Source organism: Klebsiella sp. 2-CIP_Kleb. (assembly GCF_050378715.1).
GTDB classification, from domain to species: Bacteria; Pseudomonadota; Gammaproteobacteria; order Enterobacterales; family Enterobacteriaceae; genus Klebsiella; species Klebsiella quasipneumoniae.
In genome coordinates this window covers 1-22,850 of sequence record NZ_JBNRLG010000016.1, presented here as the reverse complement: position 1 = coordinate 22,850, position 22,850 = coordinate 1, and the positions used below count along the sequence as shown (strand labels likewise).

Here is a 22,850-nt window from a genome sequence, read left to right as displayed (position 1 = left end):
CTTTTTGTCGGCCGCGGCGTCGATTTTCGCCTGGCGTTCGGCCAGCGCTTTATCAACGGCTTTGGCGACGATGGCGTCGATCTGTTCCTGAGTAAATTCTTGCGCCATTACAGAGGTAAGCGGAAAAAACGCGGCGATAACCGCCATGGTTAATGGAAGTTTTTTTATCATTGTCATGAGTTTCTCAATATAGGTTAATTTTATTCAGACAATAACCAGCCTATTCTGAGCTGACAGAATATGTCGCTATCATCAGAACAAGTTATTTTTTATTTTGTACGGTCACAGAGGCATTACACAATTATCGCGACTCTTCCTCCTTCACTAATATTAAACAGGTGGCACAATAGCAGAACCATCCGCACAGCGGATTGTTCATCTATAGACAGTCAAACAGATAGCCTTGCGGCGCAGACAGCATAAATACAACACGAACCAATAAACGCTATTTCCTGGCAGCGGGCAGATGGCGGAATATATGCCCCCGCAGGGGCATATCAGCCAAATTTAACCAAAGATATAGGTATTGACGAGATTTTCGAGTAATTCCTGACGCCCGCTGTGATGCTGCGGATTCAGATTATGCTGCTCAGCGTACCGGGCAATATTATCCAGCGACATGCGGCCGGCCATAATTTGTTGCCCCAGCTCGCCCTGCCAGCCGGCATAGCGTTTTGCCAGAGCCCGATCGAGCTTGCCATCCTCAATCATGCGCGCGGCCAGCTTGAGGGACAGCGCCATCACGTCCATGGCGCCAATATGGCCATAGAACATGTCGTATTTGTCGGTGCTTTGCCGGCGAACTTTGGCGTCAAAGTTCAGGCCGCCGGTGGTGAATCCCCCGGCTTTGAGGATCTCGTACATCACCAGAGTATTTTCTTCCACGCTGTTCGGGAACTGATCGGTATCCCAGCCGAGCTGCGCATCGCCGCGGTTGGCGTCAACGGAGCCGAAAATGCCCAGCGCGATGGCGCTGGCGATTTCATGATGGAAAGAGTGCCCCGCCAGGGTGGCGTGGTTGGCTTCAATGTTCACCTTGATCTCATTTTCCAGACCAAACTGCTTCAGGAAGCCATACACCGTCGCGACATCGTAATCGTATTGATGCTTGGTGGGCTCCTGCGGTTTCGGCTCGATAAGCAGCGTGCCGCCAAAGCCAATCTTATGCTTGTGCTCCACCACCATCTGCAGGAAGCGGCCAATCTGCTCGCGCTCCTGGCGCAGATCGGTATTCAACAGCGACTCGTAACCTTCGCGGCCGCCCCACAGCACATAGTTTTCGCCGCCGAGCTGGTGGGTGGCGTTCATGGCGGTCACCACCTGCGTGGCCGCCCAGGCAAACACCTCCGGATCGGGGTTGGTCGCCGCCCCGGCGCCGTAGCGCGGGTGGGTAAAGCAGTTGGCGGTGCCCCACAGCAGTTTCACGCCGGTTTGCTGCTGTTTCTCCGCCAGCACTTCGGTCATCACGGCGAAATTATGCAAATACTCTTTCAGCGACGCGCCTTCTGGCGAGACGTCGACATCATGGAAGCAGTAATACGGCACGTTGAGCTTGTAGAAAAATTCAAACGCCACGTCCGCTTTGCGTTTGGCCATTTCCAGCGCATCGCCCGCGGCCTGCCAGGGACGCTCAAACGAGCCGGCGCCAAACATATCCGCGCCATTCCAGCAGAAGTTATGCCAATAACAGGCGGCAAAACGCAGATGATCTGCCATCCGTTTTCCCAGCACGATTTCATCCGGATTATAGTGGCGAAACGCCAGCGGATTATCGGTTTTAGGTCCGGCAAAAAGAACGCGTTCGAGCTGGTCAAAATAAGTTTGCATGATGAACTCCGAAAATGAGGAAGCCGAAAATTAACAACTGTGACACATCGTGTATTCTCATCGTCGGTTGCTCAATTACGTTATTTCACTCAGCGATTGAGAAAATGCTCAAATGTGAGCCATCTCGCAAATAAAACTATTTTAAATATCTCGCTTCGCGCGCGTATAGCGTACACTTCCTGGGGAATTCAGGTGAACATAGCGAATTAAAATGCCGGTTTTGTCACATTGCATATCTGTCAGAAAATTAGCGGCGGATAACGATTCAACGCAGGTGATACAGGCCTTTGCTTCGAGGATCACAGAAGTAAAAAAACATAATTACTTAATTTAAAAACGTAATAGATTCTTCCAGGTCAACTGTGTCAGAAAGTGTTTCACCTACACAAAACAAACCGGAGTCTGCTTAGAATGAGTAAAAACATAATGCACAGTCGGCATGATGAATATCATAAATTAACCCGCGGAGAACGAATTGGTTATGGCATGGGCGACTTTGCGCAAAACCTGGTTTTCGGCACCATTGGGGGTTTTCTGGCTTTGCATATGCTGACGGTAAATACCATCAGCACGGCAACGGCAGGCTTTATTTTTCTTTTTGTCCGTATCATTAATGTGTTTTGGGATCCGATGGTCGGAACCTACGTGGATAAACGAACCTCGAAAGCAGGAAAATATCGTCCCTGGCTGTTACGAGCCGGCGTGCCGCTGGTGATCCTGTCGGCATTACTGTTCGCGCCCATCCCCGGAGTGAAAGGTTCGGTGGCTTTCGCCTTTATTATTTATCTGGCGCTGGACCTGGTTTATTCCTTAGTCAATATTCCCTATGGCTCGCTGAATGCCTCGCTGACCCGCGACCCGGAATCGATCGATAAGCTGACCAGTACCCGCATGATGCTGGCCAACAGCGCCAACCTGCTGGTCTATACCCTGTTCCCGATGTTTGTGCAGATGGCGGCGCCGAAAGATCGTAGCCTGAAAGACACCGGCTTTTTCGGCCTTGAGCTGAATCTGGGCAACTATACCGATCCGTCGGCGAACTACGCCTGGTTCGGCGTGTACGCCATCTATATGATCATCGGCGCGGTGGCCCTGTTTATCTGTTATAAATTCACCAAAGAACGCGTTGTCGCGACCGCCGAGCAGACCGCCAACGTCAAAACCACCGACCTTTTCCACGAGCTCAGACATAACCGCCCGCTGGTTATTCTCGGCATGTTCTTTATGCTGGCCTTTACCTTCATGTTCTTTATGAACACCGTTAACGGCTTCTTCAACCAGTACGTCGTCGGCCACTCCGAATGGATGGGTGCGGTGGGTCTCGTCGCGTCTATTCCCGGCATCGCCTTCCCGATTTTCTGGCCGAAACTGAAAAAAATCTTTGGTAAAAAAGGCTTCTTCCATCTGTTCCTCGCCATGTTCATCGTCGGCGAACTGCTGACCTACGTCTGGTCCCGCGAAGGGATGCACGACGCCCTGTGGCTGGCCTATATCGCCACCTTTATTAAACAGTGGGGCTTAACCTCCGCCACCGGCTTTATGTGGGCGCTGGTACCGGAAGTCATCGCGTATGGCGAATTAAAATCTGGCAAACGCAATGCCGCCATTATCAATGCCATTATGGGACTCTTCTTCAAGATCGGCTTCACCATCGGCGGCGCGATCCCGCTGTGGCTGCTGGCGGTGTATGGATTTAATGAAAGCGGCGCCGTGCAGAGCGCCAGCGCCATCGACGGGATCATTATGACCGCGGTGTGGATCCCGATTGCGCTGGCCGCTATTTCGATGGTGATCATGCAGGTTTATCCCATCTCCGATAAACATGTTACCGACATCAACCGTCAGCTGGATGAGATCCGCGTGTAGTTAAAAAAATTATAAATCAGACCGATTCGTCACTTTCCATTTTAAAAGGTGTAATGAAATGTCACTTATTCAAAACCCGATATTACGCGGCTTTAATGCCGACCCCAGTATTATTCGCGTCGAGGATACGTACTATATTGCCAACTCGACGTTTGAGTGGTTCCCGGGCGTGCGTTTACATGAGTCGAAAGACCTGAAAAACTGGAACCTGCTGCCTTCGCCGCTCTCCACCACCACCCTGCTGGACATGAAGGGCAACCCCTCCTCCGGCGGCATTTGGGCGCCGGCGCTTTCCTGGGCCGATGGGCAATTCTGGTTGGTGTATACCGATGTGAAGGTCACCGAAGGCGCCTTCAAAGACATGACCAACTATCTGACCACCGCGAAGGATATTCGGGGCCCGTGGAGCGACCCGATCAAGCTGAACGGCGTCGGGTTTGACGCCTCGCTGTTCCATGACGACGATGGCCGGAAATATATCGTTCAGCAAACCTGGGATCACCGGGAGTACCATCACCCCTTCGATGGCATTACCTTAACGGAGCTGGATACCAACACGCTGAAGTTAATGCCGGAAACCGCGCGCACCATTTACCGCGGCACCGCCGTGGCGCTGGTCGAGGGGCCGCACCTCTATAAACTGAACGGCTACTACTATCTGTTTGCCGCCCAGGGCGGCACCGTGTTTACCCACCAGGAGGTGGTGGCGCGGTCGAAAACCCTCGAGGCCGACAGCTTCGAAACCGAACCGGGCGACGTGTTCTTAACCAACGTCGATACCCCGGACAGCTACATCCAGAAACAGGGCCATGGCGCGCTGGTCTCCACTCCGGAAGGCGAATGGTATTACGCCTCGCTCTGCGCCCGGCCGTGGAATCGCCCGGGGGAATCCATCTACGACCCGCGCGGCTGGTCAACCCTCGGCCGGGAAACCTCGATCCAGAAAGTGTACTGGGACGATGAGGGCTGGCCGCGTATTGAAGGCGGTCACGGCGGGAAGACCTTCGTCGAAGGGCCGAAAGACGCCATCTTCACCGAAAGCGCCAGCGATAACAGCCAGCAGGATGACTTTACGTCGCCAGCGCTCGACCCGAACTGGAATACCCTGCGGGTGCCGTTTACGGCCAAAATGGGCACCACCGGCAACGGCAAATTAACCTTAATCGGTCAGGGTTCGTTAGCCAATACGCATGACCTGTCGCTGATTGCCCGCCGCTGGCAGGCCTTCTATTTTGACGCCGCGGTGAAGGTGAAATTCGAGCCCTTCAGCTATCAGCAGATGGCCGGGTTAACGAATTACTATAACGACCGCCACTGGAGCTTTGTCTTCCTGACCTGGAATGAAATTAACGGCAAGGTCATCGAAGTCGGCGAAAATAACCGCGGGAAATACACATCGTACCTGAAAGATAACGCCATCAAGGTGCCGGACGGCGTTGAATACGTCTGGTTCCGGACCAAAGTCCGCAAGCAGACCTACAGCTATGAATACAGCTTCGATGGCGTGACGTTCACCGAGATCCCGGTCCAGCTGGATGCCGCAGTGCTGTCCGATGACTATGTGTTGCAGAGCTACGGAGGGTTCTTTACCGGGGCGTTCGTCGGCCTGGCGGCGGTAGACTACGCCGGGTACGGCACCCAGGCTGAGTTTTATCAGTTCGAGTATCAGGAGCTGGGCGATAGGTTAGCGGCCGATGGCAGCTACAGCTGGGAGGCTGGCGAGACGCGGGATAAGTAAGAGAGAACGGGCCCACGCTACCGGTGAGGTAGCGTGGGGTTTGTGGAGAGCGGGAACGCAACGGTTATGCGCTCCCGATTTTTTTCAGGCTTGTGCCGCAGGAGGCGAACGCGGTCTCCACTCCCACAGCAAGATCCGTTGTGATATTTAAAAAGCGATCCAACTGGAATCGCCGCATCTGGTGGGTTGATCGGCAAGGATTTTGCGAGCATCATCGCATTTATTTAGCTGCCAATGTAACGCTATGCCCTCCAGCACGACCCTGCAACACGCGATCGAGAACATCACCATCTGGCGCAAAGGCGAACAGCGTGCGCCGCATAAGCCACTACTGCTGCTGTACGTCCTCTCACAGTACCAGCGCGGCCATGCGCGGATGTTCGACTACGCCTCGGAGATACGCGATGAGCTGCATAACCTGCTGGAACGCTTTGGCCCGCAGCGCCGCCAGTACCGGCCGGACATGCCCTTCTGGCGCCTGAAAGGCGACGGCTTCTGGGAGCTGCACAACAGCGAACAGTGTTCAACCCAGGGCAGCCGACAGCCGCCCGGCAAAGAGCTGGAACTCTGCCACGTCGCCGGCGGCTTCGATGAGCCACATTTTGCGCTACTCAACAGAAATAAGAAGCTGATCAATACCCTCGCCCATCAGATCCTTGAGGCGCACTTCCCGGAGAGTATTCAGGAAGAACTGGCTGAAGAGATGGGGTTTGATCTGCAGCAGATCCACAAAGAACGCGACCCGCATTTTCGCCAGCAGGTGCTGCGCGCCTATAACTATGAGTGCGCGATCTGCGGCTTCAATATGCGCCATGATAATACCTCCGTCGCCCTGGAAGCGGCTCATATCAAGTGGAAGCAGCACGGCGGCCCCTGCGAAATCCCTAACGGCCTGGCGCTCTGCGCGATTCACCATAAGGCTTTTGATAAAGGATCCATTGGTCTGGATGAGGATATGCGCATCCAGGTTTCGCCAGCGGTGAACGGCGGAGGCATCGTTGGCAGGTTGTTCTGGGATTTTGATGGTAAGCCGATTACCTTACCGCAGGGGAAAGAATGCTATCCGCAGGAAGGGTTTGTGGCATGGCACCGGCGGGAAGTGTTCAGGGGGTGAGGGGGTATGGGGTGAGGGGGTATGGTGTGTGGGGTTTAATGTTGAGCGTAGGGTTTATGGATTGTGAATGTGTTTCGGAGAGGATTTCGTGGTTGATCAATGATTGGTCGTTGTTAGATTAAAGGACTTATTTATTGGTTGTTTTGATATTGATGTTTGGGAGTTGGTGCGAAGGCCGGACTCGAATTTAACACCCAATAGACTGATATCAATGTATTTTATAATCAATAGCAGATAGTTATACCCACACTTGTACCCACAAGTTTAAATCCGTACAAAAAATAGACATTACGAGTGGGTATAAAACAATACCAGTTGAACACCGATATGGCTATCAAAGCAAGATTCAGACAAGTAGGAAAGTTTTCTTCAGAGGCACTAACTCCCTCAGGGCAAAGTCAGCTGTCGGTGCAAAACGAACACTCACTGTTACTATGCTAGTTCCCATGGCAAATCTCTGCGTCTATTTACTGGTTTTAAAGTACCCTCATTTCTCAATTGTTGAGCGGCCTAACGAATGTCATATTGCCACGTATACAATATATCGCCGAAATCCCTAAGCTCAGCCTCGTAGCTGTCCCATACATACTTTGAGACTTCACGTGGCCAAGCACTACCACCCCGTTCTTGAAGACACTCGATGAGCCATTTTTCATGCTTTCCCTAGTTACAATCATTTCTCCTAACCTTCACTCGTTGTTCGATACATCGCAATACTGGCATTGATAGCTTCTGGTACAAGCTGGGTATAAATTAATCGCTTGTAGACTTCTATAAGCGAATTGCAGACATAAGGCCCATATTTGCGGCTGGATTAGATCGCAGCAAAAAACCAGTCCGACAACGTGCGATTGTTAGACATTAGGTTCATCATTAGGAAAATCAACGCCTGAAATGAAAAGTTTGGCAGATACCTTATCGACTGATATAAAATCAGCTTTGTTACTTAACCCCCTTAAATCTCCATTTCTACCTCCTTTAATTTGACCGTGAGGGGTATTAAAAGTGATAGCTTCACCTATAGAGTAACCATACCTATCTAGCTTAGAGTCATATAATCCGTCTGATCCTTTTGGATATTGTTTAAATCTGACTGTGTTATAGTTTGGCTGCAACAAACTTACGAAGGCTTTCTCTGCATCTGCAATAATTTTTTTGTGATCGTAACCAAAGTCCAGATCTATATCACTATCAGGACCGAACGTAGTGATAAATAAAGGCTCCGGGCGGAATAGGAAAAGAAAAATCTCATCAGTAACTCTAGCTCCAGGATAGCGCTGTGGCTCATTAGAAAGTATTTCTTGACGCGCATGATGTCCTTTAGCTATTAGACGACTATAACTATCTCCTTTTTTTGCTATTCCGACATAAAGTAGATCATAGACCATAATATCTGCATAATTATCTAAACCTGATATGCCTTCTTCTTCTCTAGATCGATACCATAGAATATTTTCTGGTGTAAATCGAGCCAATAAGAATTTTTCGCCATCTTTTTTGTAGAAAAACTCTATTGCTTCCCCCCCGCAACCAACACCAAAATCATTACCCTCAAAATCAATAACTGGCTTCAACTTATATATATGAATGACCCCGCTGCTTTTATGATCACCACCTACAAAAACATCAAAGAAAATTTGGCTATTGTCTTCATTGGCACGAATATTAGAAAATTTTGACTTGGCTTTTCCACCAATTATGTAGAAATCGCTTTGCTTCATATATTCGGCAAAAGGTTCGTCTTTAAACCAAACTGCTTCTTGATTAGAAATGGGAGGGATAACTAGTTCTAAAAATGTTATCTTTGCGCGATTTGTTCCGCTCACTGCTACCTCTATAATTTTCGGGAAAGTTAATTGTCAGCCTAACAGTTGTATATTGTACTGGCCCGCTTTCTCTGGTTTAACCAGATGACACGTCGTATGGTAACTTGCTGGTGAAATGTAGTTATTTAAAATTAACTACTGCTAACTGCAACCAAAATGTGTTGAAAAAGTAATGTCTATATCTGACCTAAAATTTCTAGTTTGTTACAAGCTAAGCACCTAAATTATAGTTATTTTTCTTAATCAGCAACAAATAAATATACCTGATCATTTGCTCAAAGCTAGCTTTTAATGATTAAAGCAAATAATGCTGTATATTTATCCAGGAGCGCAACGAACATCCGTTCCTGGCACGAAGCGGACACTAAGTCACCGTTTATAGTCATCCTGTTAAAGAAGATGCCGATAGTAGATGAGTAAGTAACATTTGCCAGATAGTGACGGGATGACTCCGCTGCACGTAGAGTTGTTGCAGGTTGAAATTTCATTATGGTTCTCGTGAAAGTAATTTACGTTGAGTGGGATAAACAGCGATGTATACATAACCACAGCTACCAAGCGTATCGGCTTCGCACGTAAGCCCGTTGTGATATAGCGTGACGCAGTTCTCATGCCGGGGAGAGAGTTCTCCGCTGGTGAGCATCAACTCAAGTTGCTTGATTATCAACGGAAAGGCCTGATCCAAGTGTAGCGCGTCATCGTCGCTGAAAGCACCGTAAAATCCGGCCCGGTCAGCGAGAAAATGCACCCTGTTGCCTTCCTGCACCAGACGAGCTCCAAAACAGGGTGTGATCGCACTCTTTAGCCCCCACTGCTGGCAGGCTGGATTCTCCGGCTCGTCACCAGATTCTGAGTGATTGTTCATTATTGTTCCTGATTAAAGTAAAGGATTAATTGAGAGTAACGCTTCGAAGAATGACATAGGGACCATTGCGGTCCTGACGACGTTCAGCAAACACGGCCAGAACGCCGCGTATGTCCTCCACCTCGCGGCCAGCATAATGGCAGATACTGCCTGACCATTTATATTTTCCTGTACTGAAGCGAAACAGCCGGGAGCCAGGATGTTGCCGGTACAGGGTCATTGCCTGGCGTTTACTGATGATTTTCATATCCAGCCTCGCTCCGCGAACGACACAATGCCCTCTGAGCCGATGACCAGATGATCGAGCGTGTTCACATCAACCAGTGCCAGGGCATCTTTAAGCCTGCCCGTAATATTGCGATCGCATTGGCTGGGCTCGGGATCACCGGATGGATGGTTATGCGCCAGCACGGCAGCTGCAGCATTTAAGCGAAGCGCTGACTTCACTACTTCGCGGGGATGGACCTGGACATGGTTAACTGAACCGGCAAACAGCGTTTCGCTCTCCAGTAAACGATGCTGATTATCAAGATAGAGCACCATAAACACTTCCCGTTCTTGTCCTGCCAGCTGTAACCGAAGCCAGTCACGGGCAGCAGTACTTGAGGTAAAAGATATGCCGGGCTGGCGCAGATATTTATCCAGCAGGTTGATAGCCCGGCGAATGGTCCGTTGGGCATAGGGTGTCAATCCGGATGTCGCGGGGAGCAGGCAACCATGCTGAGCCATGACCGACACCGGAAAGAGTTCAGGCTGCGATAACGGTGGGGATATTGCGGTATTCATGTTCGGTATGCCTCAGTCAATGAGATGCATAATGGCGCTGCATTCCGGATGGTTCAGCGCGTAGTCACGTAAGCGATAATAATGCTCAGTCATCGCGTCACATTCGGTACGACAGGCATGGTGGCTGTATGCCATCAGGCACGCGACTATCCCTGCAGCTTCACTGGTAAGCTCTGCGCCATTGCCGTTCATGTTGTTGAACAATGACCACTTCTCATCGCTCTCTGACTCTGGAGCCATAAAAGCACCTCCATTACTGAGCGTCGAAAAGCGCCAGATACCGCCGTGATAATCGACACACAGCCGGTCCATCCAGGCGAAAATGCGAGGTTCAAGGGTTATCCACTGCGGGATGGAGCCAAAGTGCTGCGGCCAGAAGCCGATGCGTAACTCATCGGCAACAACAGCGACGGAAATGGTGAGTTCAGTTGTGGTGTCATTCATGGGTTTCTCCGGTAATAAAAAAGCCAGCGGTTCAGGCTGGCGGGTCAGGGGAAAAATGAAAGCGTGGCAATGTGGTTAATAAGGCAGGCGGCTGAGAGGGCCCTGCAGGATGCCGTAGTCCCGGATGTACGCATTAAGCCCGGTCCCGGCCTTCGGTTCAAAGTTCCAGGCTCGCCAAACCATCCGGCCATCCGCATCGCGCAGGACCAGCCGAAAATGGCTTCCCTGGTCATCCTCGATGAAGATGTTTTGGTATGCCGCGTTGACGTACTCCGCCTGCTGGCGGGTAAAAGGTCCGGCCGGAAGCAGGCTCTGGCCCTTTTGTTTCTGCGCGGTCATGATGCGAGCTCCAGCATGTTTTCAGCCATGACCCAAAGGGCACGATTGAGCTTCACATCCCCATCGATGCCTTTCACTGCGCGGGTATGGGCCCGTTTGCCTTTGGTCGTTCTACCGGACAGACCGCCTTTAATCAGGTTTTCCTGAATGCGCTGATACGTGGTCCACAGGTCATTGCTCTCATCCTGCAAGCGGCGTGGCGCAAGAATTTGTGACTCCGTGACCGGCTGATGCTCTTCCCCAAAACGGTAAGTCAGTGCCGCTTTCGCCATCGCCTGCTGAGCAGGTGGCGGTAGCAGAAGTGAATGCATGGCATCGCGCTTCTCCTCCACCCGGTCAAATATCTCCAGCACTTCATAAGCCCCTTCAATGACTTTCTCCACCACGTTGCCTTTATGCGGCACACGTACTTCTCCAAAACTCTCCCCGCATATCAGCCCATTCTGACAAACAGCACGAAACAGTCCCGGCAGCATCTGATAGGAACTGGACCCATCATGACTATTCAGCAGGATAATTTCCGGCACCTGCTTACCGGTGATTTGCCCTTCACGGCGCAGGCGCAGCATGTGTTTGGTGTGTTCACGTTTGCTGGGGTCCCGCACGCGGGTCTGACAGGCAAAGAAGGGCTGGAACCCTTCACGCTGCAGGTTTTCAAGCAGGGTGATGGTCGGAATATATGAATAACGTTCTGAGCGGGATTCATGCTTGTCTTCACTGAACACGCTCGGCACATAGTGCGCCAGCTCCTCGTGGGTGAGCGGGCGGTCACGGCGAACGAGGTTCACCGCACCAAAACGGCTGGCTAATTTCATGGTTGTTTCCTTATCTGAAGGCACAAAAGAAAACGCCCCACTCGAATGAGCAGGGCGTCGGGTGTGATGCTGATCTGATGGGGTTTAAGGATTATCGAGAATGAAGATGTTCCGCTTCCCGTTCGCCCAGATAACGTTGAGCCGGGTCTGGCCGTCAGCCTCTGTCACGGTGATGTGCTCTGCGGATGACAGTGCCGAATTATCGTCGTCAAAGACAATGCTGTTCAGCGCCGGGGTGGATGATTGCTTATCGATGTACCAGAAATCCGGCGTCTGATTCGCCGCAGTCGCCGGGGCATCCGAAGACATCAGAAAGGTGTAGCGACTCATATCCCGGACCAGGTGATAATTCACGGATTTTTCCCGCGAGCCCGCAGGATACTCCGCCATTAGATAGCTGTCCTTGTGTTCCGGGCCACACCGATGGCAGACCAGATATCCGGCCTCATCTGTAATTAGTCGGGACTCATTCCCGGCGGGTGCCGCAGACACATCGGCGCTCATTGCGAGGCAGGCCAGTATCAGCAACGAGACAATCTTTTGGGTCGTTTGTTTTATTTTCATCATGGTTTCAGCTGTAAGTGAATACACCCAGGTCAGTGAATATCCGGGCTTCAATAACATTGCAGGTAATACCCTTCTGCCAGAGCGTGTTGCCAAATCGCCAGGTCAGACTGTCAGCAAACTGCATCGTACGGGGCGTGAACGGGTCTTTATTGGGCCACCACCCCTCCATCTTCTGACCCTGAATGGTGGTCACGCCCTGCTTCAGCTGCGGGCATTTGCCCCGGTTTACATCGATATTTTTTATCTGAATCCGCTCCGTGCGGGCAGTCACAGTGACGTAGACACAGTCATTGCACTCCCAGCCACTTTTCTGGATATCGACTTTGATGGCGTCATTTTCTGCGCTTACCGCAGATGAGACGAGGCCTGCCAGTAATGTGATTACGGCGGCGGCAGCAGAGAACATGTTCATATTTGCTCCTTGTGATGCGACAGGTGCGCTGTCGCGCTTACTCAGTGAATGTCTGCCAGGGGATTTTATAAGCGGTTTTTTCGCCTGGATAATGAAGATATCCGATCGGGTCGATCGAGAATTTCGATCGTGTATGAACGAAAAAACTTATCGAAATGTGGGACGTACGGAGAAAGTCAACCGAAGAAGTAGGACCAGATCGTGCGGGCGGCGCGGGCCACGGTATGCGTCACGGCCTGAAGAGCCGAGCGGGCAACTTGCGGCAGCGGGGCCAAATCAATGATGCGGTCAATCACCTCCACGACCGCCTCGCCAAAGCCGGTGCGGGAGCTGCTGATAACGACTTGTGTGCGATAGCCGGTTTGAAGGTGCGGTACCAGCGGGCTGCGGGTCTGCTTTGGGAGACGGGTAATCATGGCCTCCACCAGGCGCGACAGCCGGTAACGCCCCCTGACGGAGATGACCAGTACATCACGCTCTGCAATTCCCAGCTGGCGGGCGACCGCCTGTTGTTTCTGAGCAATATGTTCAGCCTGCAGCGCTGAGGGTTGCGCGGAAGACCAGTTCCATTGCTCTGCCGGTTCGGTCTTGTCCGCCTGATTCAGTACCCATATCAATGGAGGCAGTGGCCCGTTGTACCCGGCAAAAACGGCCTGATAAAACTGCTCCTCTACCGAGAAGGCGCGGTCATCCGCCTTTAACACCCACAGCACCATATCAAGCTGTGGCATCAGTTCCTGATAAAGTTCGCGGTACTCATCATCACGTTGTAGGCTTTCTCCTACACCAGGCAGGTCAATCAGCGTCAAATAGTGAGAGCCAAAGCGAAGACGAACCCGTTGAGGCTGACGGGTGCAGGCTTCCACCGCATTGACTGCGCAGACTTCACTGCGGAACAGCGCGTTACACAGCGAGGACTTACCGACGCCGGTTTTACCCATAATGCCAATCACGGGTTCGTACGTGACGAGCTGATTGAGTTCTTTCAGCAAATGTTGTCGTAGTGAGCGTGGATAGCGCCGCAGGTGACGGCGGATAAGGGCGTAGCCCGAGAGATGTTTCATGCTGGCCTCTGGATAAAAAAGGCCATCCGGTGGAGATGGCCTGTTGAAGAGAAAGGTAAAGGAATTCATTAAGATGATATATAACTGACTAAATTTTAGATCTCAGCTCTGACGATCGGTTTAAGCGAACACTGAATGAAGGCTAGTGAATTAGTTATGTGGGTCTGCTTCGTGCCAGGAGTGGACATTTGTGACCAGTTAATCATGCCAGCAAGATCTTAACGAAGGCATCCCAGCGGTCTTCGATGTTGTCTTTGTTGATAGGGAGCTGCGTTTTGCGCATCGTTATCCCATCAATGGCCGCGAGATCTGCGTCTTTTTTTACCAAGTCTGGCGCGAACCAGAGTTTAAGCGTGCGCGGATCGATGGCGCATAGTCCCGCGTCAAAGAGCTTGTGGATATCAGCGCGCAGCAGCAGACCGTTTTTAAAGCTCGCGCCACCTTTGCGAGCGTGGGCTTTAAGGTGTGCGGCTTCGCAGCGTACCGCAATGGCATTTGTGTAGACAAAACGGCCACCGCAGTTAAGCATCACATCTTCACGGAATTTCCCCTGATCACGACGGCGACGGCCATAGAAGGGTACATCTTCTTTGTGTTCGCGTTCTTCAACCAGCGACCGTTCGGCCCGAGGTTCTTCAGCCTGGGGTTCAGGTTCGACCGCTTTCGGTTCTTCCCAGGTTCCCAGGAACATGGCAACGCGCTGGGGCATTTTGACACGATTCAAAAACCCCAAGGTGCGCTTTTTCCCAGGTCAGGAATTCTTCCAGGCGACTTGCTGGGCAACCATGTTTAAGCGCTGGATGGGGGGATTCCTTTTTGGCTGGAGCGGGCGCGGGTGCAGATATAGTCGTGCAGCTACTGCCTGTGTTGTAGCTGCTACGGCCAACCACATGGCGTTTAACCGAATTTCCTTCGACCAGGATTTGCTTGTCCTCGTCGATCTGACGCTGGAAGAATGCCTCGATTTGAGTGTAGTTCAGCTTGAAGTGGCGCATAACTGCGCCACGGAAAGCCAAACGAACTTCTTCGTTACGATTTGGCGGGCAATCCCGCTCAACGCGCTGGGAAGCATAGGTATCATTCCCCCAGGCTTGCGTACCGTAACGGCTAAATATGCCCGTCCAGTTTTTTCCCGATTGGCTGCTATAAACCTTATCATCGCAGACGAACACGAACGGAGACGAAATAATAAATCCGTGAACTTCCATAGCCATTTTAATCCACCTCAACCAGCTTTTTTTCCAGTCCACCCCTTCGAGATCGAGCTTGCCAACTTATTTCTGCCAACAATTGCAGCAGCATAAATGTTGTGACCTGTATTTGAAATCGGTTCGACCTGCATTTTCGATTAGCTTGACCCGCTCCTCGTTCGTTAACACATAGCAACGTTAGTAATGCATCCTACGCGGTAATAACAATTGTGAGCTTCCGCTACTCGCTCATAGCTGCCTGTCCACCTGCAAGAAAAACATTCGAAAAGACCAATTCTGGGGTTAGCCATACTGCGCTCTTAAATCAAAAATCATGCTTTTTTGCTGTACCCCTGAACCCCGGGCCCAGAGTTCAGCCGGGAAGGGAAGTATCACGGTTCTGTTTTCTGTGACAGATTTTTTCGTTTTTTCTTTAGGTACATCACTTCGTCACATTTACCAATCATCTCCGCCAGCGTCGCATACTGGTCTGCGTTATTAATCAGCTCACCAAAAGAATAATTGATATAGTAGGGTTTGCCTGACGTTTCATTATGGTACTCCAGACTCGCACTCAGCGCGTTCAGAAAAGACTGGGTGTTTCCGTTTCGCCGAATAAGTGCGACAAATTCATCGCCGCCGATACGGCCTGCAATTTCTCCCGGTTCAAGATGCTGATATAAAGAGGCTGCAAATATCTTAAGAACCTCGTCACCCTCAGCGTGTCCCCAGAGATCGTTAATCGGCTTGAACTTATCCAGATCAAAATAGATAAGACTGAACGTCGCATTATGCTGGTTCATCGAGCGGAATACTTTTTCTCCTGCACTGTAAAACCCACGCCGGTTGGGAATGCCCGTCAGGCTGTCCGTCATTGCCATGCTTATGGCCTGGAATTCATCCTCGACAATGCAGGCCAGATCCCGGAGTGACGCAATGTCATCCTCTGAAAAGGTACGGGGAGAAGTGTGGATCAGGCACAGCGTGCCGGCCACCGTGCCGTCAGGCAGGCTAACCGGCTGTCCTGCATAGAACCGGATATAGGGCTCACCGGTGACCAGGGGATTGTCGTGGAACCGCTTATCGGCTGCTGCATCAAGAATGATGAAAGGCCCCTCATGCAGAATGGCATGCCCGCAAAACGAAATGTTACGGGGGGTTTCGCGAATACCAAGCCCTTCACATGCCAGCAACCACTGACGATCGCGATCCAGAAGGCTAATCAGTGCCACTGGCACCTGAAAAATGCGTCTGGCCAGGCGGGTTAGTCGTTCAAAACGCTCATCGTCGCGGGTATCGAGAAGCCCCGTAACATAAAGCGATTTAAGCCTTTCTTCTTCATTTCCTGGAAGGTCGGGAGGCTGCATGTTACCTCTGAAAACAATCAGTTTATGAAAGATGTCCGATGATATTTATCTGCCTGACAGATTATAGATTACAGACTTTTATCAGACGTTATGCATTGCAGTTTATTGCTTTTCAGACGGTGAAACCACAACCTTTCATCTGAGCAGTTCATTAACGGCCATCCTCTCCGGACCAGTACCTCCAGAACAGGCGCAGCAGAATGCCGGGCCACTTTATCCTCAATACGCTCAGCTAACCGAATCACTTAATATTACAGAGAAGCTGATCCTACTTTGACAGAAATTGGTTCCGGAAAAATTCAGCAGAGAGGCGAACCGTGGAAACTGGTATGACCTCGGGGGCTCCTTGGCCGAGAACCAGGAATACTGCCGACTGATGAATATTCGCAGCGAGGCCGATCTACAGCGCATCATGATGGCTGGCGTACCCTGGCAGTCGCTTCACGTGCAGCAGCTGGCTGACGCTATCTGCGCCAGTCTCGATGTCGTCCTGCCCTAGGATCGCGCAGCGGTGGATGCAACCACGGAGATAAATATGGCTCAGCTCCTCGCCGGGACGCCGATCGGTCCGAGCGACACGGCGATTGCCGGACATACCATTGCGGTCGGCGCGGTACTGGTGACGAATAATACGCGAGAGTTTGGGAGGGTACCGGGCCTGAAGCTGGAAGAGTGGTTAAATAGACAGGCTATACTTAAAGGTAATAAATGTCCGCTTTGTGCCAGGAGCGGACATTGCTAACATCGTGCTATGTTAGTTTGCGGGGAGCAGGTCATTACCTCTCATTACTAATTATATTTTTCAATGTTCAGGTTTCCAACTTTGGGAATCTTCGATAAAAAAAGGAACTTTGGCGGTAAATAAAAACATGATAGTTTTATGGCTGATAGAACAACTCTCACGCTTAAAGTTAATGAGTGAACTCAGGAATAGTAATGATTGATGATATCCGTTACCTGATTGTTTTTGCAAAAATTGTACAAGCTGGATCGATTTCAGGTGGCGCAGACGCTTTAGGGCTCACTACCGCGACAGCAAGCACACATCTTTCTAAGCTGGAGAGAAATCTGGGAAGTGCTTTGCTATACAGAAACACGCGAAAATTATCGCTGACCCATGATGGGGCAAGTTTGCTCGAAACTGCAAACTCTATGTTAGAACTGTATGAAAAGGGGTTTATCGAGTTTAAACAGCGTTCTATTTCAACAAGTAATAAGCTGAATCTGTCAATTCCTGCAGTTTTTATAAATAGTGTTTTTACTCGTCATCTTGCAGGATTTATAAAGGAACATCCGGACGTTTCCCTGAGTATTTCTTATAGCGACACTCGTAAAGATATTATTGCCGATAGTATAGATGTTGCATTTCGAATTGGCGAACTGCCCGACAGCACACTCAAAGCACGGCATCTTTTTGTATTACCCCGACACGTTGTTGCTTCAAAGAAACTTCTTAGCAATTATCAGCCTATCAACCATCCTAATGACTTAGAAAAAATGCCCTGGATTGGTCTGAGCATGCTGAAGGGCAGTCGAAAGTTCAGGCACAAAAATGGAGAGATAGCTTTAATTAAGTATACGCCAACGGTGTACGTTGATAATGTCGAGGCTGCCTACACTCTAGCAAAACATCAGGTTGGAATCGCAGCCCCTCCTTGCTATCTCAGCAAAGAGGATATTAAGCGAGATGAAATACAGTTGGTTCTCCCTGACTGGTCATTGGAACCACTAAAAGTCTATGCAACCTGGCCTTCTAATATATCTACCAACAGTGTCGCTTACACGTTAATTAATCATATTTACAACTCCTTTGAATTCAAAATATTATGATTAATTTAAGGCTTCAATAATGTAAAAGATCAATTCCAGCCAGTAAGGGAAAGTGGCTTATTGAGCCAGAAACATGTAGAAGGCAGTGGTAATCAGTATCCCACCCATGCAGAAATTAAATGCACGGATGCGTCCAATGCTATTAAGCAATGTTGAGATGTTCTTTCCAAGGACAGCCCATGCAGCTAAAGAGAGGTAGCAAACGATAAAATATATTATTATGAAGATTATTAACGAAGTGTTATTTGATGGTTCAGAAAATAATACCACTCCGGATGCGCAGGCAATCCAGGCTTTTGGGTTGAGCCATTGAAGTAAAAAACCCTGAGTGAAACTAGGCGCCTCTGATTTTGTTAATGATAACTCAGATCTTGATGATGCTATCTTATAACCTATGTATATTATAAAAGCTGAGCCAGCCACGTTGAGATATTTGAAGAAAAGTGGATATTTCTCAATGGAAGCGTAGAACCCAAAACCAATGACTATAAGTAATAGAGTAAATCCTATTGTAGCACCTGAGACGAATGGGAAAGTTCTTCTGAATCCATAGCTCGCTCCAGATGATATAATGACCATATTGACTGGCCCTGGAGAAATTGACATGGTAAGGGAGAACAAAAACATTGCTAATATTAGAGTCATTTTCTCTCCATATGCATTATATAATAAAGCGTTTTTATTGAATGACTACATTCCTGACTATCCTCATAGTCTATCGTAAAAAACAGGCAGATAAAGTAGGATTTCTAAAAGAGTGTATTTGATTTTTTCACATAATCTTTTAATAATGTCTGGGATTTAACCAGCCAATTATTATTAGCAAGTTCCTCATGTTCAGCTACCAACTATTACCCTTTGGGATTCATCTAATGAATGCAGCATAATGTCCGCTCTTCGCTCATAGCAGACGTTGAACTATCCAGTAACATGACTTGAATGATACCTGGTGGCTGTTTAAGTTTGCAACTATGTACCGCATTTGCCTGAGAAACCATAGCCACTGGTTCATTTTCTGACGTCGTTCAACTGCCACACAAAGTATTGTTACGGCTTCTCCTCTTTTAAAATCCCGTAGACATGCTCCTCAAGGTTTGAAGGCAGGTCATCATTAAATTCGTCGAACAGGTAAAGCAACTCGGGAGAGCCCTCTTTATCATAGAGATCATTTCCGGGTACAGCTGAAGTTTCAGTGATAGGGAATGCTGTTTTGGATTTCTTCTTCAGGTCTTCTTTTTTGGCTTTTCTGCGTTTCTTCTCGGCTGCGTTGATGTAGGTAAAATTGTCAGAACATGTCAGGGTTCGTGCACCTGGAATAACATTATAGATTTGGGACTGAAGGCGAAAGAAAGCCAGATAATCTTTGCGGTTGTTTTCGAATTTCCTTTCTTCTGATAAGACCAACGAGATTGGGTCTGAAAATTGACCAACATCGGTTACTCGGTCTGGCCTGCGAATAAATAGCCCACTGTTTTCTGGAACAGGTGGCCGGGAAGCATCCTTAAAGCAATAATATCCAACCTGCTCACCAGATTTGTTTTCTTTCTTACCCGATTGCACCCATTTCCTGTAAATGTCTAATGAGACAAAGCTGTCTATCCGACTGTCTGGATGCTTTTTGAAAAAGAAATTCACCAGATAGAAAGGCTCAAATCTAGCATTTATCAGTATCACTCGCGAATAACCACAGGCGGCTTTATAAAGCGGATCCGCATTTATCCTTTTCCTCATCAAGGTAAAGCGTCGTTCAAGTTCAGCGAGTTGTAGTCTGAAACGAGAGTCATCTTTTTTAATCCGTATGTTCCGCATCTTCTCCCCTTTATCAAGAGGTAAATAGAAACTCAGAGTCAACATTTCAACCTGACGATGCTTTCTTACAACGTTCCGATAGTTCTCGCAGAGATAAGATAATGCCTTTTCTTTATCAGATATCGCTTTTAAAAGCGCATCTCTCCACTTTTTCTCTAACTGTTCGCTGTGGATTGGCTGAGAATCACGAAACTTCATCTTCGGTCTTCTAAACTCTTGCCCATCGCTGGTCGCCTGGTTCAGATAAAGTTTGTCCAGCATATCGAACATCCTGAAGCTAGCTTTGGATTTTTCTTCCTTATCTGGCCTTTCATCCTCCTCCAGACGCTCGAACCCAACAAAGAAATATTGATGGCTGATTTCCCCCCACCTTTGGTTAGGACTCTCATAGGCCAGATCTTCCCGGCGTAAGTCAAACACTCTAAAGTCATCCTTCAGGCCTGCCATCCCTCGCTCCTCCCAACTCGCTGCAACATCGAAATTGTCACTCGTCCGATCACACAATTCTCACACTTAAACTATACGAATTTTGACGTTTATCATGTTTGTTTTTTAGTATGAAATGGCTCGATTTTAATACAATAAATCGTCGTCTTTTATGATGTATATCGTCGTTTTTTAATTATTTTTCTCACTTTCATTAGCCGTTAATACTGGGTTTTATGCCCAAAATGCTCTGCAAACTGCCTTCTCCGCCTCTTTCTGGCCTATTTATCACAGCAGTATAACGAAGAGCGGCCTAGACTCGTCTCTCTTATGCTGCTGAGTCAGGTCCTGGGAAGAGTCTGTAGTTGGTAAGATAATTTAAAAATCATCTGGTCAAAATTGGCGAAGGTGCCGACAAGGTCAACGCAATGAGATGAGCAAATGCTCCTTCCTTGAAGTGCATGAACATGGGGCCGAAATCAATTAATTAAGGAATAAAATGATATTTTATAGAGAAGCATTTTCGTAACCCTCCACTCCCATGAGCGATGCCCTGGCACGGCAATCATCAGGGTACCGCGATACTTACTGCTCTACTGCACCCATTTCAAAACTGACGCCAGTGTCCATTCCCATGACGATTACACTCACATGGAGAATCAGACATGAGCTACCACGACACGACCGATATCAATCTTAGCTACGTTCATCACGCAGCCCTAAACCGAAAGCTACGACGCCATCAGGACCAGTTATTTGAGCGTTATTCCAAGCTGTTGATGCTACGGGTGGACTTCTCTTACCTTCAGGACAGCGATTCACATGGTCAGGGAGATATTCATTCGACAGTAGCGGATATCACGTTACTGATTCAACGCAGTGGGGATATCAACGGGCTGGTGGGTTACGCATGGGTACTTGAATATACCGAACAGCATGGCTATCACATCCACGCTGCGTTTTATCTCAACGGTCAGAAGCATCGGAAGATATGGCCGACCTTTAAAACCCTGCAAACCCTCTGGAGTGAGATAACAAGAGAGGAAGGCTGTGCTTACCGCTGTACGCCTCAGACGTATTACAAAGTGCAGGGCGAGCGGGTGACGTCGCATAGTGATATGAAAGGCCGTAAGGGCATGCTGTACATTCTGAGCTACCTGAGCAAGCAGGACCAGAAGGGCGAGAAAGTGGTTTGCCAGTTGAGTGACATTCCCGCTCCTGCGGTGGGTGGTAGACGTCGCAGGTGTGCCATCAGCGAATAAAAAATTACGCCGGTGCCACATCGTTTGAAGGAGTCTGCGCTCACCATACCTGGCTCCTTCTCCCATTCACTTAAGGAGAAAAACGATGACTACACCTGACTGCCTTCTTACCAACAAATTTGTCGATATGGCGTTTATCACACAACTCACCGGCTTAACGGACAAATGGTTCTACAAACTGATTTCATCGGGGGAATTCCCAAAGCCAATTAAGCTGGGCAGAAGCTCTCGCTGGCTTGAAAGCGAAGTGGAAGCCTGGCTACAGCAACGCATCGCGCAGTCCCGTCAGTAATCTATCGAACGGAATCACATTCCCCATCTGAATTAACGCCACCAGTTGTATGACCTGCACTGCTGCCCTACCCGGGACGGCTCACTGCCCCCTGTCGTATGGCAAAGGACCAATACTATGACGATATACGCCAAATCTTTTATCGCGCTTGACGGCAATCAGCGCCTCACGGGCGCGGTCACTGCACAGCTTCATCCTTACGACCGATACACCTGCCACCTTTGCGGCAGCGCTCTGGTATTCCACCCGGAATGGGCCACTAACCGCCCGTGGTTCGAGCATACCCGGGAAGACCTGACCGAGAACGGGCGCCACCACTGCCCATACGTACGCCCTGAGCCGAAAGAAACCAGACGGATACGCATGCTGCGTCGCTATGTGCCGGAAGTCTTACCGCTGGTATGCAGGGCCGAATGGAATTGTTGCGGTTGTGGCAGTGATTACCACGGTGAACGTTACTGCCAGAACTGCCGGACCGGTGACCACAGCACTGAACGTTGCGCAGAATGAGGCTGCGCTATCTGCCACTTGCCATCTCGATATCATCACAGGATTTACACCATGCAATTTCGCACAATTCGTACCGCCCTTGACCACAAGGGCCAAGTCGCTCACACCAGAAACTTAAGCCCGCGATCGCGGGGAGCCTGGTACTGTCGTTCCTGCAACAATCCCCTGCGCTTACACTGGACGCATGACTGCGGCGGTTATTTTGAACATCACCTAGAAGAAGCAGAAGTACACAGGTTGATGCACTGTGAATACCGTGTTATTTCGCAGTACAAACCAATATCAGCCTTTGAGCAGGCAGTGAAGGCACTTATTGAACGTGATGATGTATCCGTCATAGCACCTTCAGAAAAAGATTACTTCTGCGTACTCTGTCAACGTGATTATCATGGTCTGAAGTGGTTTACTGAATTTGGCCACCTGAACAGAGGTGATATGCTCACCTCAGAACAACACAGGTGCCATAATGAAAAAAAGAAATTTCAGCGCAGAGTTTAAACG

Annotated in this window: 24 protein-coding genes and 2 pseudogenes; 10 read left to right on the top strand and 16 right to left on the bottom strand. The window is 49.4% G+C overall.

What is annotated here, in order from left to right:
* Positions 1 to 177, bottom strand: a pseudogene (locus ACQUTP_RS25315) (carbohydrate porin); the annotation flags it as partial.
* Between the two features lie 330 nt (positions 178 to 507).
* The gene (xylA, locus tag ACQUTP_RS25310; RefSeq protein ID WP_017900971.1) at positions 508 to 1,827 is read right to left on the bottom strand and encodes a xylose isomerase; all 1,320 of its coding nucleotides are present in this window, start codon (positions 1,825 to 1,827) and stop codon (positions 508 to 510) included.
* 426 nt (positions 1,828 to 2,253) lie between these two features.
* Between xylA and ACQUTP_RS25305 the strand changes: the two genes are divergently transcribed.
* The 3 genes from ACQUTP_RS25305 (at position 2,254) to ACQUTP_RS25295 (ending at position 6,545) form a co-directional block, all read left to right on the top strand.
* The gene (locus ACQUTP_RS25305; protein WP_072206957.1) at positions 2,254 to 3,693 is read left to right on the top strand and encodes an MFS transporter; all 1,440 of its coding nucleotides are present in this window, start codon (positions 2,254 to 2,256) and stop codon (positions 3,691 to 3,693) included.
* Positions 3,694 to 3,751: 58 nt separating this feature from the next.
* Positions 3,752 to 5,431: a glycoside hydrolase family 43 protein gene (locus tag ACQUTP_RS25300; protein WP_053810821.1), complete on the top strand. Its 1,680-nt coding sequence runs from the start codon at positions 3,752 to 3,754 to the stop codon at positions 5,429 to 5,431.
* A gap of 244 nt (positions 5,432 to 5,675) precedes the next feature.
* A complete protein-coding gene (locus tag ACQUTP_RS25295; protein ID WP_069734350.1) occupies positions 5,676 to 6,545 on the top strand; it encodes a phosphorothioated DNA-binding restriction endonuclease in 870 nt (289 codons plus the stop codon).
* Between the two features lie 854 nt (positions 6,546 to 7,399).
* Here ACQUTP_RS25295 and ACQUTP_RS25290 read toward each other — a convergent pair.
* The 11 genes from ACQUTP_RS25290 to ACQUTP_RS25240 all read right to left on the bottom strand — a co-directional run bounded on the left by ACQUTP_RS25290 (position 7,400) and on the right by ACQUTP_RS25240 (position 14,354).
* Positions 7,400 to 8,371: a hypothetical protein gene (locus tag ACQUTP_RS25290; protein WP_306738518.1), complete on the bottom strand. Its 972-nt coding sequence runs from the start codon at positions 8,369 to 8,371 to the stop codon at positions 7,400 to 7,402.
* 487 nt (positions 8,372 to 8,858) lie between these two features.
* Positions 8,859 to 9,236: a type IV toxin-antitoxin system YeeU family antitoxin gene (locus ACQUTP_RS25285; protein ID WP_048294094.1), complete on the bottom strand. Its 378-nt coding sequence runs from the start codon at positions 9,234 to 9,236 to the stop codon at positions 8,859 to 8,861.
* Between the two features lie 25 nt (positions 9,237 to 9,261).
* Positions 9,262 to 9,483, bottom strand: a complete 222-nt coding sequence (locus ACQUTP_RS25280; protein ID WP_012543032.1) for a DUF987 domain-containing protein — start codon at positions 9,481 to 9,483, stop codon at positions 9,262 to 9,264.
* Entirely contained in the window at positions 9,480 to 10,022 is a 543-nt protein-coding gene (gene radC, locus ACQUTP_RS25275) for a RadC family protein (RefSeq protein WP_048294093.1), read from the bottom strand. The genes ACQUTP_RS25280 and radC overlap by 4 nt, the downstream gene beginning before the upstream one ends.
* A gap of 12 nt (positions 10,023 to 10,034) precedes the next feature.
* Positions 10,035 to 10,466, bottom strand: coding sequence for an antirestriction protein (locus ACQUTP_RS25270; protein ID WP_048294092.1), 432 nt, complete (start codon positions 10,464 to 10,466; stop codon positions 10,035 to 10,037).
* 75 nt (positions 10,467 to 10,541) lie between these two features.
* Entirely contained in the window at positions 10,542 to 10,805 is a 264-nt protein-coding gene (locus tag ACQUTP_RS25265) for a DUF905 domain-containing protein (RefSeq protein ID WP_048294091.1), read from the bottom strand.
* Positions 10,802 to 11,620, bottom strand: a complete 819-nt coding sequence (locus ACQUTP_RS25260; protein WP_048294090.1) for a DUF932 domain-containing protein — start codon at positions 11,618 to 11,620, stop codon at positions 10,802 to 10,804. The genes ACQUTP_RS25265 and ACQUTP_RS25260 overlap by 4 nt, the downstream gene beginning before the upstream one ends.
* An 84-nt stretch (positions 11,621 to 11,704) precedes the next feature.
* Positions 11,705 to 12,187, bottom strand: coding sequence for a hypothetical protein (locus ACQUTP_RS25255; RefSeq protein WP_228136721.1), 483 nt, complete (start codon positions 12,185 to 12,187; stop codon positions 11,705 to 11,707).
* A gap of 4 nt (positions 12,188 to 12,191) precedes the next feature.
* Entirely contained in the window at positions 12,192 to 12,599 is a 408-nt protein-coding gene (locus tag ACQUTP_RS25250) for a hypothetical protein (RefSeq protein ID WP_048294088.1), read from the bottom strand.
* Positions 12,600 to 12,775: 176 nt separating this feature from the next.
* On the bottom strand, positions 12,776 to 13,663 hold the full coding sequence (locus ACQUTP_RS25245) for a GTPase family protein (protein ID WP_048294087.1): 888 nt from the start codon (positions 13,661 to 13,663) through the stop codon (positions 12,776 to 12,778).
* A gap of 202 nt (positions 13,664 to 13,865) precedes the next feature.
* A complete protein-coding gene (locus tag ACQUTP_RS25240) occupies positions 13,866 to 14,354 on the bottom strand; it encodes an HNH endonuclease signature motif containing protein (protein WP_048294086.1) in 489 nt (162 codons plus the stop codon).
* Here ACQUTP_RS25240 and ACQUTP_RS25235 point away from each other — a divergent pair.
* The gene (locus tag ACQUTP_RS25235) at positions 14,353 to 14,967 is read left to right on the top strand and encodes a hypothetical protein (RefSeq protein WP_048294085.1); all 615 of its coding nucleotides are present in this window, start codon (positions 14,353 to 14,355) and stop codon (positions 14,965 to 14,967) included. The two genes, ACQUTP_RS25240 and ACQUTP_RS25235, sit on opposite strands and share 2 nt — an antisense overlap.
* Positions 14,968 to 15,245: 278 nt before the next feature.
* On the opposite strand, the gene ACQUTP_RS25230 is transcribed toward ACQUTP_RS25235, so the two are convergent.
* Positions 15,246 to 16,220: a GGDEF domain-containing protein gene (locus ACQUTP_RS25230; RefSeq protein ID WP_196520870.1), complete on the bottom strand. Its 975-nt coding sequence runs from the start codon at positions 16,218 to 16,220 to the stop codon at positions 15,246 to 15,248.
* Positions 16,221 to 16,671: 451 nt separating this feature from the next.
* Here ACQUTP_RS25230 and ACQUTP_RS25225 point away from each other — a divergent pair.
* Positions 16,672 to 16,962 (top strand): annotated as a pseudogene (locus tag ACQUTP_RS25225) (hypothetical protein); the annotation flags it as partial.
* Between the two features lie 194 nt (positions 16,963 to 17,156).
* A complete protein-coding gene (locus ACQUTP_RS25220) occupies positions 17,157 to 18,050 on the top strand; it encodes a LysR family transcriptional regulator (RefSeq protein WP_306738521.1) in 894 nt (297 codons plus the stop codon).
* Between the two features lie 57 nt (positions 18,051 to 18,107).
* On the opposite strand, the gene ACQUTP_RS25215 is transcribed toward ACQUTP_RS25220, so the two are convergent.
* Positions 18,108 to 18,695 (bottom strand): LysE family translocator, encoded by a 588-nt coding sequence (locus ACQUTP_RS25215; RefSeq protein WP_032705635.1) that lies wholly within the window; start codon positions 18,693 to 18,695, stop codon positions 18,108 to 18,110.
* 402 nt (positions 18,696 to 19,097) lie between these two features.
* Entirely contained in the window at positions 19,098 to 20,306 is a 1,209-nt protein-coding gene (locus ACQUTP_RS25210) for a hypothetical protein (protein WP_306738523.1), read from the bottom strand.
* 644 nt (positions 20,307 to 20,950) lie between these two features.
* Between ACQUTP_RS25210 and ACQUTP_RS25205 the strand changes: the two genes are divergently transcribed.
* The 4 genes from ACQUTP_RS25205 (at position 20,951) to ACQUTP_RS25190 (ending at position 22,847) form a co-directional block, all read left to right on the top strand.
* The gene (locus ACQUTP_RS25205; RefSeq protein ID WP_306738524.1) at positions 20,951 to 21,547 is read left to right on the top strand and encodes an inovirus-type Gp2 protein; all 597 of its coding nucleotides are present in this window, start codon (positions 20,951 to 20,953) and stop codon (positions 21,545 to 21,547) included.
* Positions 21,548 to 21,632: 85 nt separating this feature from the next.
* Positions 21,633 to 21,839: a helix-turn-helix transcriptional regulator gene (locus ACQUTP_RS25200; RefSeq protein WP_306738525.1), complete on the top strand. Its 207-nt coding sequence runs from the start codon at positions 21,633 to 21,635 to the stop codon at positions 21,837 to 21,839.
* A gap of 117 nt (positions 21,840 to 21,956) precedes the next feature.
* Positions 21,957 to 22,349 (top strand): putative zinc ribbon protein, encoded by a 393-nt coding sequence (locus tag ACQUTP_RS25195; RefSeq protein WP_174159340.1) that lies wholly within the window; start codon positions 21,957 to 21,959, stop codon positions 22,347 to 22,349.
* Positions 22,350 to 22,400: 51 nt separating this feature from the next.
* Positions 22,401 to 22,847 (top strand): putative zinc ribbon protein, encoded by a 447-nt coding sequence (locus ACQUTP_RS25190; protein WP_428902480.1) that lies wholly within the window; start codon positions 22,401 to 22,403, stop codon positions 22,845 to 22,847.
* Positions 22,848 to 22,850: the final 3 nt, after the last annotated feature.

Bases quoted from the DNA above. Each gene is read 5' to 3' on its own strand.
- ACQUTP_RS25200 (WP_306738525.1), top strand. From the start codon at position 21,633: ATGACTACACCTGACTGCCTTCTTACCAACAAATTTGTCGATATGGCG.
- ACQUTP_RS25280 (WP_012543032.1), bottom strand. From the start codon at position 9,483: ATGAAAATCATCAGTAAACGCCAGGCAATGACCCTGTACCGGCAACAT.
- ACQUTP_RS25295 (WP_069734350.1), top strand. From the start codon at position 5,676: ATGCCCTCCAGCACGACCCTGCAACACGCGATCGAGAACATCACCATC.
- ACQUTP_RS25215 (WP_032705635.1), bottom strand. From the start codon at position 18,695: ATGACTCTAATATTAGCAATGTTTTTGTTCTCCCTTACCATGTCAATT.
- ACQUTP_RS25205 (WP_306738524.1), top strand. From the start codon at position 20,951: ATGAGCTACCACGACACGACCGATATCAATCTTAGCTACGTTCATCAC.
- ACQUTP_RS25260 (WP_048294090.1), bottom strand. From the start codon at position 11,620: ATGAAATTAGCCAGCCGTTTTGGTGCGGTGAACCTCGTTCGCCGTGAC.
- ACQUTP_RS25190 (WP_428902480.1), top strand. From the start codon at position 22,401: ATGCAATTTCGCACAATTCGTACCGCCCTTGACCACAAGGGCCAAGTC.
- ACQUTP_RS25240 (WP_048294086.1), bottom strand. From the start codon at position 14,354: ATGTTCCTGGGAACCTGGGAAGAACCGAAAGCGGTCGAACCTGAACCC.
- ACQUTP_RS25250 (WP_048294088.1), bottom strand. From the start codon at position 12,599: ATGAACATGTTCTCTGCTGCCGCCGCCGTAATCACATTACTGGCAGGC.
- radC (WP_048294093.1), bottom strand. From the start codon at position 10,022: ATGAATACCGCAATATCCCCACCGTTATCGCAGCCTGAACTCTTTCCG.
- ACQUTP_RS25285 (WP_048294094.1), bottom strand. From the start codon at position 9,236: ATGAACAATCACTCAGAATCTGGTGACGAGCCGGAGAATCCAGCCTGC.
- ACQUTP_RS25245 (WP_048294087.1), bottom strand. From the start codon at position 13,663: ATGAAACATCTCTCGGGCTACGCCCTTATCCGCCGTCACCTGCGGCGC.
- ACQUTP_RS25195 (WP_174159340.1), top strand. From the start codon at position 21,957: ATGACGATATACGCCAAATCTTTTATCGCGCTTGACGGCAATCAGCGC.
- ACQUTP_RS25300 (WP_053810821.1), top strand. From the start codon at position 3,752: ATGTCACTTATTCAAAACCCGATATTACGCGGCTTTAATGCCGACCCC.
- ACQUTP_RS25270 (WP_048294092.1), bottom strand. From the start codon at position 10,466: ATGAATGACACCACAACTGAACTCACCATTTCCGTCGCTGTTGTTGCC.
- ACQUTP_RS25265 (WP_048294091.1), bottom strand. From the start codon at position 10,805: ATGACCGCGCAGAAACAAAAGGGCCAGAGCCTGCTTCCGGCCGGACCT.
- ACQUTP_RS25210 (WP_306738523.1), bottom strand. From the start codon at position 20,306: ATGGCAGGCCTGAAGGATGACTTTAGAGTGTTTGACTTACGCCGGGAA.
- ACQUTP_RS25255 (WP_228136721.1), bottom strand. From the start codon at position 12,187: ATGATGAAAATAAAACAAACGACCCAAAAGATTGTCTCGTTGCTGATA.
- xylA (WP_017900971.1), bottom strand. From the start codon at position 1,827: ATGCAAACTTATTTTGACCAGCTCGAACGCGTTCTTTTTGCCGGACCT.
- ACQUTP_RS25220 (WP_306738521.1), top strand. From the start codon at position 17,157: ATGATTGATGATATCCGTTACCTGATTGTTTTTGCAAAAATTGTACAA.
- ACQUTP_RS25305 (WP_072206957.1), top strand. From the start codon at position 2,254: ATGCACAGTCGGCATGATGAATATCATAAATTAACCCGCGGAGAACGA.
- ACQUTP_RS25230 (WP_196520870.1), bottom strand. From the start codon at position 16,220: ATGCAGCCTCCCGACCTTCCAGGAAATGAAGAAGAAAGGCTTAAATCG.
- ACQUTP_RS25235 (WP_048294085.1), top strand. From the start codon at position 14,353: ATGGCAACGCGCTGGGGCATTTTGACACGATTCAAAAACCCCAAGGTG.